Source organism: Achromobacter sp. Root565 (assembly GCF_001427425.1).
Lineage (GTDB): Bacteria > Pseudomonadota > Gammaproteobacteria > Burkholderiales > Burkholderiaceae_B > Achromobacter > Achromobacter spanius_D.
On record NZ_LMGO01000006.1, the window covers coordinates 1 to 13,257 of the forward strand.

Genomic DNA, 13,257 nt, shown 5'->3' on the forward strand with positions numbered 1-13,257 from the left:
CTTGCGAAGCCGACTTGTCSARMGTGCCGGAGATGATGCCGGTCTTGGGATCGATGGTCAGGCCCGGGGGCAGGCCGGTGGCCGAGTACGTCAGCACATCACCGGTATCCACATCCGAGAATTGACCGGAGATGTCGACCGGGGTGATGGCCTGGCCGTCGTTACCGGATTGATCGTCAAGCGTGACACCCGGGGTCAGGATCGGGGTGTCGTTGGTGCCGGTGATSGTGACCGTCAGGGTTGCGGTCGACGTACCACCTTCGCCATCCGAGACGGTGTAGGTGATCGACGACGTAGCGGTCTGGTTGGCGCCCAGGTTGTTGAAAGCCGAACCGGGGTTGAACGAGTACGAGCCATCGGCGTTCAGCGTGAAGGTGCCACCGTTGGAACCCGCGATCGCTGCACCCACGTTGCCGGCTTGGCCGTTGACGGCCGAAACCTGCAGCGTGTCGCCATCCGGATCGGTGTCGTTAGCCAGCACGCCGTGCGCGGCATCGGCGGCGAGGTTGACGCCTTGGTTGGTGCTGTCCGTGTCGTTGACGGCGGTCGGAGCCGGGTTCTTCACGTCCCACGAGAAGTCTTGCGACACCGAGGCACCGCTCTTGTCGGTCGCGGTGATGGTGACGGCGTAGACGCCTTCATTGCCGCCTTGCGAAGCCGACTTGTCCAAAGTGCCGGAGATGATGCCGGTCTTGGGATCGATGGTCAGGCCCGGGGGCAGGCCGGTGGCCGAGTACGTCAGTACGTCGCCCGTATCCACGTCCGAGAATNGCCGGGTTCTTGACGTCCCACGAGAAGTCTTGCGACACCGAGGCGCCGGACTTGTCGGTCGCSGTGATGGTGACGGCGTAGACGCCTTCATTGCCGCCTTGCGAAGCCGACTTGTCCAAAGTGCCGGAGATGATGCCGGTCTTGGGATCGATGGCCAGGCCCGGGGGCAGGCCGGTGGCGGAGTACGTCAGCACATCACCGGTATCCACATCCGAGAATTGACCGGAGATGTCGACCGGGGTGATGGCTTGGCCGTCGTTGCCCGATTGGTCATCCAGCGTGACGCCCGGGGTGAGGATCGGGGTGTCGTTGGTGCCCGTGATCGTGACCGTCAAGGTTGCGGTCGACGTACCACCTTCGCCATCGGAGACGGTGTAGGTGATCGACGACGTAGCCGTCTGGTTTGCGCCCAGGTTGTTRAAGGCCGAACCAGGATTGAACGAGTACGAACCGTCAGCGTTCAGCGTGAAGGTGCCACCGTTGGAACCGGTGATCGCTGCGCCCACGTTGCCGGCTTGGCCGTTGACGGCCGAAACCTGCAGCGTGTCGCCGTCCGGATCGGTGTCGTTAGCCAGCACGCCGTGCGCGGCATCAGCAGTAAGGTTGACGCCTTGGTTGGTGCTGTCCGTGTCGTTGACGGCCGTCGGGGCCGGGTTCTTGACGTCCCACGAGAAGTCTTGCGACACCGAGGCACCGCTCTTGTCGGTCGCGGTGATGGTGACGGCGTAAACGCCTTCATTGCCACCTTGCGAGGCCGACTTGTCGAGCGTGCCGGAGATGATGCCGGTCTTCGGATCGATGGTCAGACCGGGCGGCAGACCAGTGGCCGAGTACGTCAGCACATCGCCGGTATCCACATCCGAGAATTGACCGGAGATGTCGACCGGCGTGATGGCCTGGCCGTCGTTACCGGATTGATCGTCAAGCGTGACGCCCGGGGTCAGGATCGGGGTGTCGTTAGTGCCGGTGATCGTGATCGTCAGCGTCGCCGTGCTCGTGGCGCCCTGGAAGTCGGACACCGTGTACGTGATCGAAGTGGTGGCCGACTGGTTCGCACCGAGATGCTGGAAAGCGGTACCCGGGTTGAACGTGTAAGTGCCGTCGGCGTTCAGCGTGAACGTGCCGCCATTGGAACCGGTCACGGCCGAGCCCACGCCCGCGGTGTTGCCGTTGACGTGCGAGACGTGAATGGCGTCGCCGTCCGGATCGCTATCGTTGCCCAGCACGCCTTCGGCCCGATGGTCGACCACCAGCACGTGGTCTTCGGTGGTGGCGTTGCTGTCGTCAGCGGCGACCGGCGCGGGGTTGCCCACCTTCCAGATGAAGCTCTGGGTGACCGTGGCGCCCGACTTGTCGGTGGCCGTCACATTGATGCGGTATTCGCCCTTCACACCCATGTTGGTGTGATCGGAGACCCAGTGCGTGATCGTGCCGGAGAACGTGCCGGTCGTGCCGTCGAAGGTCAGGCCGTCAGGCAGGAAGTCGGCCGTGTACGACAGCACGTCGCCGTTGTCCACGTCGCTGAAGAAGCCGGCGATGTTGTAGTTGACGGTGTCGCCGTCCATGCTGCTCTGGTTGTCCAGGGGCGTGGCCGTGGGGGCATCGTTCGTGCCGAAGATGGCAACCGTCAGCGTGGCGGTGCTGGTGCCGCCTTCGCCGTCCGACACCGTATAGGTGATCGAGCTGGTGGCGCGTTCGCCGGCGGCCAGGTTCTGGAAGTCGGCGCCGGGATTGAAGCTGTAGGAACCGTCCGCGTTCAGCGTGAAGGTGCCGCCGCCCAGGCCGGCAACAGCTGTGCCGACATTGGCCGCCTGGCCGTTGACCAGCGAGATGTGCAGCGCGTCGCCGTCCGGATCCACGTCGTTGGCCAGCACGCCGTTATCGGCGCTGACGTTCAGCGCCGTGTCTTCGTTGGTTTCGCCCTGGTCGTTGTCGGCGGTCGGGGCCGGGTTCTTGACGTCCCACGAGAAGTCTTGCGACACCGAGGCGCCGCTCTTGTCGGTGGCCGTGACGGTGACCGAGTAGACGCCGTGGTCGCCGCCTTGCGAAGCCGACTTGTCCAGCGTGCCGGAGATGATGCCGGTGGCCGGATCGATGGTCAGGCCGGGCGGCAGGCCAGTGGCCGAGTAGGTCAGCACATCGCCGTTGTCGACGTCGCGGAACTGGCCGGAAACGTCGACCGGGGTGATGGCGTCGCTATCGTTGGCGGCTTGGTCGGCCAACGTGACTTCCGGCGTCAGCGTCGGGGCGTCGTTGGAGCCCGTGACGGTGACCGTCAGGGTGGCCGTCGACGTGCCGCCTTGGCCGTCGGAGACGGTGTAGCTGATCGAGCTGGTGGCGGTCTGGCCGACGCCCAGGTTCTGGAATGCCGAACCCGGGTTGAAGCTGTACGAACCATCGGCGTTCAGCGTGAAGGTGCCGCCGTTCGAGCCGGTGATTGCCGTACCCACGTTGGCCGCATTGCCGTTCACTTGCGACACGGTCAGCGTGTCGCCGTCAGGATCCTTGTCGTTGGCCAGCACGCCGTTCTGCGCGTTGACGTTGAGCGACGTGTCTTCGTCGGTCGTGCCGCTATCGTTGACGGCGGTCGGGGCCGGGTTGGTCACGTCCCACTTGAATTCCTGCGAGGTCGACGCGCCGGACGGGTCCTTGGCGGTCACGACCACGGTGTACACGCCGTTGGCGCCGCCTTGCGAGGCGGAGTGATCGATCGTGCCAGTGATGATGCCGGTGTTGGGGTCGATGGTCAGGCCGGGCGGCAGGCCGGTGGCCGAGTAGGTCAGCTTGTCGCTGGTGTCGGGATCGGAGAAGCGGTCCGAGACGTCGTAGCGCACGTCGGTCTGGGCATCGACGCCGGTCTGGTTGGTCAGCGCGGACGAGACCGGGCCATCGTTGGTGCCGGTGATGGTCACGACGACGGTGGCGGTGGACGTCGCGCCGCTCGGGTCGGTGATGGTGTAGGAAATGGTGCTGGTGGCGGTTTCGCCGACGGCCAGGTGGTCGTATTGGCCGCCCGGGGTGAAGACGTAGCTGCCGTCGGGCTGGACGACGAAGGTGCCGCCCGTGGAGCCCAGCACCGAAATGCCGCCCGGAATCATCGGACGGCCGTTGATCGAGGTGATGGCCAGCGGATCGCCGTCGGGATCGGAGTCGTTGGCGAGCAGGTTGCCGCGCACTTGCGCGCCCTGGTTGCCGGCGCCGGCATCGTTCAGCGCATTGGGCGCGTTGTTGGCGGGCGTGGTGGGCGTCGTGGGCGTGGCGGCGGCGTCGCCGTCGTCGCCGGTCAGGGCGGCGCCCGACACGCGGGTCAGCACGGCGTCGCCACGCGCCGGGTTCGGGTAGGCCAGGTCCAGCGGGCTGGTGGTTTCCAGGATGCGGGCCAGGCGCACGAAGCTGCTGCCGCCGGCTTCGCCGCCGCCGGCCACGACCGCGGCCGTGGGATCCAACTCATCGAACGGGTCGCGGCCGGCTTGCAGGGCGGCCAGCAGACGGTCGGAATCGGTGCCCGAGGGCGGTGCGACGGCAGCTTCGGTGGGATCGGCCAGCGGGCCGGTCATGTCGCCGTTGACCGCGACTTCGCGGCCTTCGCCGATGACGATCGGCATGCCGTTTTCGACCTGAAGCGAAACCGTGGCGCCCGAGGCAGTGACGATGTCGCTGCCGGCGGGGACTTTGCTGCCTTGATGCAGTTCGGTCAGGGAACCGTCGCTATTGCGTATCCACGCGCGACCGGAGATTTCGTTGACGACTGCGGGAGAGGAGTTGGCCATGTTGGTTCCGTTTCAGGGAGTTATCCAAGATGGCCAGATACTACGGGTCGCCGATGGCGGCGGATATTGTCCTTGAGGACAGGTTTACGCAGTGATTTTGCTGCGCGCGTCGGTGGGTGCGGAAATGCCGTGAACCAGCAGGGCAAGCTGCAGGCGGTCGGTGACGCCGAGCTTGTCGAAAACCGCCGACAGATGCGCCTTGACCGTGCGCTCCGTGATGCCCAGCGCCTCGGCGATCTGGGCGTTGGCCTGGCCGCTGGCGGCGTAGCGAGCAACGGTGATTTCGCGTTCGGTGAGCCGGCCGCCGTCCCAGGCGTGGGCGTCCTGGGCCCGCTCGGTTACAAGCTTGAGCAGGCGGGACACCAGGGAGCGTCCCATCCATATGCCGCCGGAGGCGACGACTTCCAGGGCCTGCGCCATTGCGGCCGGCTGCGCATAGCTGTGGCAGTAGCCGTGCGCGCCAGCGCCCAGCGCCTGTGTGCCTTGCTCGTCGTTGGGGCTGGCGCTGGCGACCACGACATGCAGGCCGGCCAGCGTCGGCGCCCAGGACGGATCATGCCAGGAAGGAAGCTTGGGCACGTCGGCATCCAGCACTGCCAGCGTGCGGCCTTGTTCTCGCCAGCGTTGCAGATCCGCCAGGCCTCGCCCGCGGGCAGCCATCCAACGTGCCGGGTCAAGCGCGCGCCAGTGCTGCCAGAGCAGGTCGTCATGCGTAATCAACAGGACGGGAATGGGTTTCATAAGGCCTTGAAGCTCTCCATTAACGTTCGGTGAAGGCGTTGGACTTCGCCCGCAGAATGGGCTTGAGCAGGTACTGGAGCACCGTGCGTTTGCCTGTCAGGATATGAACCTCCGCCACCATCCCCGGGATGATGGGCAACAGCTTGTCGCCTACCGTGCTGCGGTCGGTGCGCACGCGCACGACGTAGTAGGAATTGCCTTTCTCGTCGGTCACGGTGTCCGCGCCGATCTGTTCCACGCGGCCTTCCAGGCCCCCGTAGATCGCGAAGTCGTAGGCCGTGAATTTGACTTCGGCCTTCTGGTCCGCGTGCAGGAAACCGATGTCGCGCGGCTGGATGCGCACTTCAAGCAGCAGCGTGTCGTCCTTGGGGACGATCTCGATGATGTCCTTGCCCGGCTGCACCACGCCGCCGACCGTGTTGTTGAAAAGCGTCTTGACGGTGCCGCGCACCGGGGCGCGCACTTCGGCCAGCTTGACCCGGTCGACCAGCGCGGCTTTGCCTTCGCGCAGCGTCGCAAGCTTGGTGTTGGTTTCCGAGAGCTCGCTGCGCGCCTGGTTGCGGATGTTCAGCTCGGCTTCCTGGATCTTGCTTTCGGCTTCCTTGATGGACGCCTGGAAGCGGTCAATCTGCGCCTCGGCGCCTTTCTGCTCGCCGCAATAGCGGGCCACATCGCGCTGCAGGCGCAAGAGGTCGACCTCGGATACGGCGCCGCTCTTGAGCAGCGGCCGGGTCACCTGCAGCTCGCGCGAGGTCAGGCCGCAGCTTGCCGATGCCTGGTCGCGCTTGGCGATGGTTTCGCGCAGGTCTTCCTGGCGTTGCTTGAGCTGTTCGCGGGCCACGTTGACGGTGGCATTGAGCTCGGTGTTGCGCGCCTGGAAGGCGTTGCGTTCCATCTCGCCCAGGCCGGGCGCCTGCTTGAGCACTTCCTCGGGCGTGACGAACGGTTCGCCCGTGGCCAGCGCCTTCAGGCGGGCCGCCTTGGCCAGCAGCGACAGGTACTCGGCGTTGTTCTCGCCCAACGACGAATTGAAGCGGGTGGAGTCGATCTTCAGCAGGACCTGACCCGCCTCGACTTCCTGGCCGGGACGCACCAGGATTTCCTCGACGATGCCGCCGTCCAGGCTCTGGATGATCTGCACCTGGCGGGACGGCACGACCTTGCCTTCGCCGCGGACCACTTCGTCAATGCTGCCAAAGCCGGCCCAGATGAGCAGGCCCAGGGTGGCCAGCAGCGAGGTCCACAGCAGGATGCGCGCGCCGCGGGCCTGGGCCTCGTGAATGACCCATTCGGCATTGCCGATGTAGTCGGAACGCTGCGCGGGCTTGCCTTTGTCGGCGCCTTCCAGCAGACGATCGAAGAAAAATATAAAGAGGTTGCGCGGGGCGCGCAGCAGGTTGCCAAAGAAACCGTGCTTGGGGGCTCCAGGATTGTTCAGCATGGTTTTCTCAGCTTCCGCGTCCAACGCGTCCTTGACGCAGGGCTTCGACAACTTGTTCCTTCGGACCGTCGGCCACGATATGGCCGTTGTCGATCACGATGAGGCGGTCGACCAGTTCAAGGAGCGCGGTACGGTGCGTGACCAGCAGGATCGTCTTGGTTGCGCTGGCTTCGCCCAGGCGCTTGCGAAGCTGGGCCTCGCTCTGGTGGTCCATGTTGCTGCTGGGCTCGTCCAGCAGCAGGATCGGCGGATCGTTGATCAGCGCGCGGGCCACGGCCACCGATTGGCGCTGGCCGCCGGAGAGCGATTCGCCGCGCTCGCCGATGATCATGTCGAAACCATTGGGATGCAGGTTGGCGAACTCGGTCACGCCGGCCATGTTGGCCGCCGCCAGGATGCTGGCGTCGTCGGCATAGGGCGCGCCCATCGCCAGGTTGTGCTTGAGGCTGCCGTAAAAGAGCAGGGGATCCTGGGGAACGTGGCCAATGGCCCGGCGCACGTCGGCCGGGTCGATCTGGCGCACATCCACGCCGTCCAGCAGCACGGCGCCTTCCGTGGGCTGATACAGGGCCAGCGCCAGCTTCTCGAGCGTCGTCTTGCCCGAGCCGATGCGGCCGATGATGCCGACTTTCTCGCCGGGCTTGAGCTTGAACGACACCTTCTTGAGCACCGGCTGCGTGCTGCCGGGATACGCGAAGGACACGTCGCGGAATTCCAGGCCGCCGTGGAACACGGGGCGATGCAGGAACTCGGCCTCGGCCGGGCGCTCGATCGGCATCTTCATGTAGTTGTCGATGGAACCCAGCGACGTGCGCGCGTTCTGGTATTGCATCAGCAGGCCCGCGACCTGACCCAGCGGCGCGAGGCAGCGGCCGGCGATCATGGACGCGGCAATGATGCCGCCCATCGACAGCGCCGATTCCTGGGCCAGATACACGCCGATGATCACGACTGAAATCGACACGAGCTGCTGGACCGCCTGCACGAAGCCGACCGTGGAGGACGAGATCAGCTTGAGCTTGCCGCCCGTCTGCGCGATGAATTCCGTCGCGCGCTCCCAGTTGCGCTGGATCGCGCCCTGGGCGTTCAGCGTCTTGACGGCTTCCAGGCCGGTCAGCGCTTCGACGAGCGTGGCGTTGCGCTGCGACGAGGCCTGGAACGAGGCCATCGTCAGCGCTTCCATGCGCGCCTGCGCGGCCAGCGACACCAGCAGGATCAGCACGATTGCGACCAGCGGCGGCAGGATCATCCACGGCGATATCCAGGCCAGGGCTGCCAGGAACAGCAGGATGAAGGGCAGGTCGACCAGCGTGGTGATGGTGGCCGATGCGATGAAGTCGCGAATGGATTCGAACGAGCGCAGGTTGGCCGCGAAGGATCCGACCGATACCGGGCGGCCTTCCAGGCGCAGGTCCAGCACGCGTTCCATGATCTGCGCGGACAGGCGCACGTCGACGCGTTTGCTGGCGCTGTCCACCACATGGGACCGCGCCGTGCTCAGAATCATGTTGAAGATCACCACCAGCGTGATGCCGATGGCCAGCACCCACAGCGTTTCGACGGCGTTGTTCGGCACCACGCGGTCGTACACGTTCATGGTGAAAAGCGGCATCGCCATGGCGAACACGTTGATCAGCAGCGCCGCGACAAGGGCGTCGCGGTACAGCCTGCGGTTCTCCATGATGGCCGCCCAGAACCAGTGGCGCTCGCGCACCTTGGAGACTTCCGGGGCGCGGGCGTCAAAGCGGAATTGCGGGCGGACGAAGCACACCAGCCCGCTGTACTGCTCAGCCAGTTCGGCCGGTTCCATTTCGATGGAGCTGCCGCCCAGTTCGGGGTGGCTGACCAGGAATTTGCCGCCGTCCTTCTTGAGCAGCAGGCACGCGCGTTCGCCCTTGAGCAGCAGGATGGCGGGCAGGAGATCCTGCGAGATGGCATCCAGTGAACGCTTGACCACACGCGCGGAAAGCTGCGCCCGCGCGGCCGCCCGAGGCAGCAGGGCGGGCGTGAGGCGGTGTTCTTCCAGCGGCAGGCCGGCCGACAAGGCTTGCGCGGTGGCCGTCACGCCGTGCAGGCGGGTGATTTCAACCAGGCAATCGAGCAGCGGGTCGTCGTGCGCGGCGCGGGCATCAGCACGCCAATCCCGGGCGGCCTTCTCAGATAACTTGTCCATCTTCGTCATCCAACAGGTCGAGGTGTTCCGAGAGGCGCGCACGCTGCTGCTTGCGCTGGGTGAGCTTTTGCTGGGCCTGGACAGGCAGGTCCGTCATGCGCAAGGTGCCATTGGCGATCAACGCGTCAATTAAGTCTTCAAGGACGCGGACAAAGTCCGCGTCCAACTGGGAGAAATCATTGCCCTTGTTTGCCATTGGGCCTCCTTGCGGCCTGCTCCGATCAGGGTCGGGCGGCAGGCGCGTTCATCGGCACCAGCGTGGGGGGCAGGGTGCCTTCGTTGTAATGCACGCGCACGGGAGCCAGTCGGGCGGTATCCGGAACGGTCGAATTGCACAGCTTGATCACTTCGTCCGACACTTCCAGCTTGCCGTTTTCCTCGGGCATCTCATTGCGCGCGGGCTGCAGCGACAGCGCCGGCAGCAGGGTGTGGGAAAGGGCCAGCCAGCGGTACTGCGCAAGACGCAGATCATAAATGGCATTGGTCAGTGCGCGGCGCGATTCGAACAGTTCATTTTCGGTGTCCAGCAGGTCCAGCAGAGAGCGCTGGCCAATCTGGAACTGTTGCGCGTACGCATCACGCACCTTGGTCGTGGCCACTTCGTGATCACGCAGGAAGGGCAGCTTCTGGCTCAGGCTGGTGATGTTGTTCCAAGCCACGGCCAAGTCCTGCTGCACGTTGCGGCAGGTGTAGTCGCGGATGTCGCGGGCGGCGTAGGACTGGGCGGCGGTCTGGCGCACGCGGGCGGAGTCCGCGCCGCCGCGATAGAGGTTGTAGCTCATCACAACCTGAACGCTGGAGCTCTGGATATCGCGGCTTTGCGGGGTCGGATCATTCTGGTCACGGCCCGAGTTGGCGACGAATTCAAACTTCGGCGAAAACGCGCCCTTGGACGACTGTACGCCCGCTTGAGCGGCCTGCAGGCCGGCTTGCTTGGACAGGAAGCTGGGATTGCGGCGCAGCGATTCATTGAAGTTGCCCGGCGCCTTGGGCAGCTTGTCGGTGATGTCGGGCGCCGGCAGCATTGCTTCAGGCGGGAAGGCGCCGGTCACGCGCTGGAAGCGCTGTTGCACGTCCAGCAGGTTGGCCGTTTCGGTCATCAGGTTGGTCTGCGCCAGCGACAGGCGGCCGCCGGCCTGTTCCAGGTCGACGCGCCGGCCGACGCCGGATTCCGTGCGCTCGCCAATCTGCTTGAGCGTGCTTTCGTGCAGCGAGTAGTTCTGACGGGCCAGCAGCTCCATGTCGCGGTAGCGCTGCAGGTCGATATAGGCCTGCACGGCCGTGAACGCGGTGTTGTCGCTGGTGGCCAGCACGTCATAGAAGCGCGACAGCTTGTCGAAACCGGCCTGCTTGACGTCGTTGGTGGTGCGGAAACCGTCAAAAATCAGCTGGCGCAGCTCAAAGCTCCAGCCCGGACGGTTCCAGCTCTGCGAACCGACGCCGGGCACGTTGTTGCGCCATTCGCGGCCCAGGTAACCCTGCGCATTGATCTGCGGGAAGTAAGCAGCGCGGGCGACGGCCTGGCCTTCCAGGGAAGCCTGGAAGTCGTGGTACTTGGCCTGGATTTCGGGATTGCTGAGCAGGGTCTGCTCAACGATCTGATTCAACGTCACTTGCGGTTGCCCGGCGGGTGCGGCAGCGGCGGGCGTCGCAGACTGTGCAAAAACGGCGGGAGCAAATGCAAGGGCAAGGACCGAGGTCGTGCTTTTGAGCAAAAACGAAGCCATAGTGATTATTCGCGAGTCAAGTTGAGATTGAATGGCCGCCATGTTGTATGTAAATGTCAGTTTTGGCGAGTCAAGATTTGTTAAGTCTTGAGGATTGTTACTGGCGGTCCATAAGGTGAATTTCGCGCAACATCTAACTACTTCTTCGAATTTGCACGAACATCGCTTTACCGAAAGTTCTTTATATCTATTAATACGGATTATTACGCATTATTTCGAAGTGAACGCTTTCGGAGCACGAGGCGATTATATCTATTTGAGAGTTCTGTATCTATTTTGTTTACCAATTTGTATCGATCACGTAATTCGCAAGTTGATTAACTCGTTATGCAACAAGTCGATACAGCCCGCCAAATCCCCTCGGCGGGGTGGGCAGCATGGTAGTGGTAGTACTGGTATATAAGGTGTGCTTGTACTAGGTTTGGTGGGTGGGCATAATTCCTCTCATGCCGCAGCAGCCGGCGCGGCAGGGAAGCGTTTTACCCACCGCGCCAGGCTCGAGCCGGATTGTCTATTTGCAGAGCGCATCCATGGCCCAAACCCTTTACGACAAACTCTGGGACGCCCACATCGTCCACCAGGAATCAGACGGCACCTGTCTGCTCTATATCGACCGGCACCTGTTGCACGAGGTCACCAGCCCGCAGGCATTCGAGGGGCTGACGATTGCGGGCCGCAAGCCGTGGCGCACCGGCGCCAACCTGGCGGTGGCCGATCACAACGTGCCCACGATGAACCGCGCCCAGGGCATCGACGATCCGATCTCGCGTCTGCAGGTGGACACGTTGGACGCCAACTGCGGCAAGTACGGCATCACCGAATTCCGCATGAACGACCTGCGCCAGGGCATCGTCCACGTCATCGGGCCGGAGCAGGGCGCCACCCTGCCGGGCATGACCGTGGTCTGTGGCGACTCGCACACCAGCACGCACGGCGCGCTGGGCGCGCTGGCCTTCGGCATCGGCACGTCCGAAGTCGAGCACGTGCTGGCCACGCAGACGCTGCTCATGAAGAAAGCCAAGAGCATGCTCATCAAGGTCGACGGCGAACTGCCCTTCGGCTGTACGGCCAAGGACGTCGTGCTGCACGTCATCGGCATCATCGGCACGGCCGGCGGCACGGGCCACGCCATCGAGTTTGCCGGCAGCACGATCCGCGCGCTCTCCGTCGAAGGCCGCATGACCGTCTGCAACATGGCGATCGAAGCCGGCGCCCGTTCGGGCATGGTTGCCGTCGACGACAAGACCGTCGAATACTTCCGCGGCCGCCCGTTCGCGCCCACCGGCGTCGTCTGGGATCAGGCCGTCAAATACTGGCGCACCCTGCACACCGACGAAGGCGCCAAGTTCGACACCGTGGTTGAAGTCAATGCGCGCGACATCAAGCCGCAGGTCACTTGGGGCACGTCGCCGGAAATGGTGCTGCCGGTGGATTCCCGCGTGCCGGATCCCGACCGCGAAAAAGACGACGTGCGCCGCAGCGGCATGGAGCGTGCGCTGGAATACATGGGCTTGAAGCCCAATACTCCGCTGACCGACATCCGCGTGGATCGCGTGTTCATCGGTTCGTGCACGAACTCGCGCATCGAAGACCTGCGCGCCGCGGCTGTTGTGGCGCGCGGCAAGCGCGTGGCGTCCAATGTGCGCCAGGCCATGGTGGTGCCGGGCTCGGGCCTGGTCAAGCAGCAGGCCGAACGCGAAGGTCTGGACAAGATCTTCATCGAAGCCGGCTTTGAATGGCGCGAACCGGGCTGTTCGATGTGCCTGGCCATGAACGCCGACCGCCTCGAACCCGGCGAACGCTGCGCCTCGACCTCGAACCGCAATTTCGAGGGCCGGCAAGGGCAGGGCGGGCGCACTCACCTGGTCAGCCCGGCCATGGCCGCCGCCGCGGCCGTCGCCGGCCATTTCGTCGACGTCCGCACGTTCCGTTAAGCGACAAGCACCGAGTAGACATCATGCAAGCATTTACCTCTCACGAAGGCCTGGTGGCGCCGCTCGACCGCGAAAACGTCGACACGGACCTCATCATCCCCAAGCAGTTCCTCAAGTCCATCAAGCGCACGGGCTTCGGCCCCAACCTGTTCGACGAGCTGCGCTATCTGGATCATGGCGAACCGGGCATGGACAACAGCAAGCGTCCGCTCAATCCGGATTTCGTGCTGAACCAGCCGCGCTACCAGGGCGCCTCGGTCCTCCTGGCGCGCAAGAACTTCGGTTGCGGCTCCAGCCGCGAGCACGCGCCCTGGGCGCTGACGCAGTTCGGTTTCCGCGCCATCATCGCGCCGTCGTACGCCGACATCTTCTTCAACAACAGCTTCAAGAACGGCCTCTTGCCGATCGTGCTGTCCGAGCTGGAAGTGGCGCGCCTGTTCGACGAAGTGAAGGCGTTCCCGAACTACAAGCTGAACATCGACCTCGACCGCCAGGTCGTGATCGCCGCGGACGGCCGCGCCATGGGTTTTGACATCGAACCCTTCCGCAAGTATTGCCTGCTGAACGGCTTCGACGACATCGGTCTGACGCTGCGCCATTCGGACAAGATCCGCGCCTTCGAGGCCGAGCGCCTGGCCCGTCATCCGTGGCTGGAAAGCCGCCCCATCGCCTGATCAAACCATCGTCACAGGATCGCTAT

The 13,257-nt window shown here is 64.4% G+C and carries 8 protein-coding genes and 1 pseudogene; 2 read left to right on the plus strand and 7 right to left on the minus strand.

All coding sequences use genetic code 11. The annotated features are described in order from the left end of the window. The 7 genes and pseudogenes from ASD71_RS28430 to ASD71_RS21425 all read right to left on the minus strand — a co-directional run. On the minus strand, positions 1 to 760 hold a 760-nt coding region (locus ASD71_RS28430), incomplete at its 3' end, for a putative Ig domain-containing protein (RefSeq protein WP_235512309.1). An 11-nt stretch (positions 761 to 771) separates the two neighbouring features. Beyond that, positions 772 to 4,541 (minus strand): annotated as a pseudogene (locus tag ASD71_RS21400) (retention module-containing protein); the annotation flags it as partial. Between the two features lie 84 nt (positions 4,542 to 4,625). Continuing rightward, positions 4,626 to 5,282 carry a response regulator transcription factor gene (locus ASD71_RS21405; RefSeq protein ID WP_056569554.1) on the minus strand — a complete coding sequence of 219 codons (657 nt, stop codon included), beginning with the start codon at positions 5,280 to 5,282 and terminating at the stop codon, positions 4,626 to 4,628. 19 nt (positions 5,283 to 5,301) lie between these two features. Beyond that, entirely contained in the window at positions 5,302 to 6,723 is a 1,422-nt protein-coding gene (locus ASD71_RS21410; protein WP_056570542.1) for an HlyD family type I secretion periplasmic adaptor subunit, read from the minus strand. A gap of 7 nt (positions 6,724 to 6,730) precedes the next feature. Continuing rightward, positions 6,731 to 8,896, minus strand: coding sequence for a type I secretion system permease/ATPase (locus ASD71_RS21415; RefSeq protein WP_056569556.1), 2,166 nt, complete (start codon positions 8,894 to 8,896; stop codon positions 6,731 to 6,733). Further along, entirely contained in the window at positions 8,880 to 9,092 is a 213-nt protein-coding gene (locus tag ASD71_RS21420; protein ID WP_056569559.1) for a hypothetical protein, read from the minus strand. Before ASD71_RS21420 ends, ASD71_RS21415 begins: the two co-directional genes overlap by 17 nt. Before the next feature lie 25 nt (positions 9,093 to 9,117). Continuing rightward, positions 9,118 to 10,623: a TolC family outer membrane protein gene (locus ASD71_RS21425; protein ID WP_056569562.1), complete on the minus strand. Its 1,506-nt coding sequence runs from the start codon at positions 10,621 to 10,623 to the stop codon at positions 9,118 to 9,120. A 530-nt stretch (positions 10,624 to 11,153) separates the two neighbouring features. Between ASD71_RS21425 and leuC the strand changes: the two genes are divergently transcribed. Both leuC and leuD read left to right on the plus strand, forming a co-directional pair. Beyond that, complete coding sequence (leuC, locus tag ASD71_RS21430) at positions 11,154 to 12,557, plus strand: 3-isopropylmalate dehydratase large subunit (protein ID WP_056569565.1); 1,404 nt, start codon at positions 11,154 to 11,156, stop codon at positions 12,555 to 12,557. 23 nt (positions 12,558 to 12,580) lie between these two features. Beyond that, entirely contained in the window at positions 12,581 to 13,231 is a 651-nt protein-coding gene (gene leuD, locus ASD71_RS21435; RefSeq protein WP_056569570.1) for a 3-isopropylmalate dehydratase small subunit, read from the plus strand. The last annotated feature ends 26 nt before the right edge of the window (positions 13,232 to 13,257 follow it).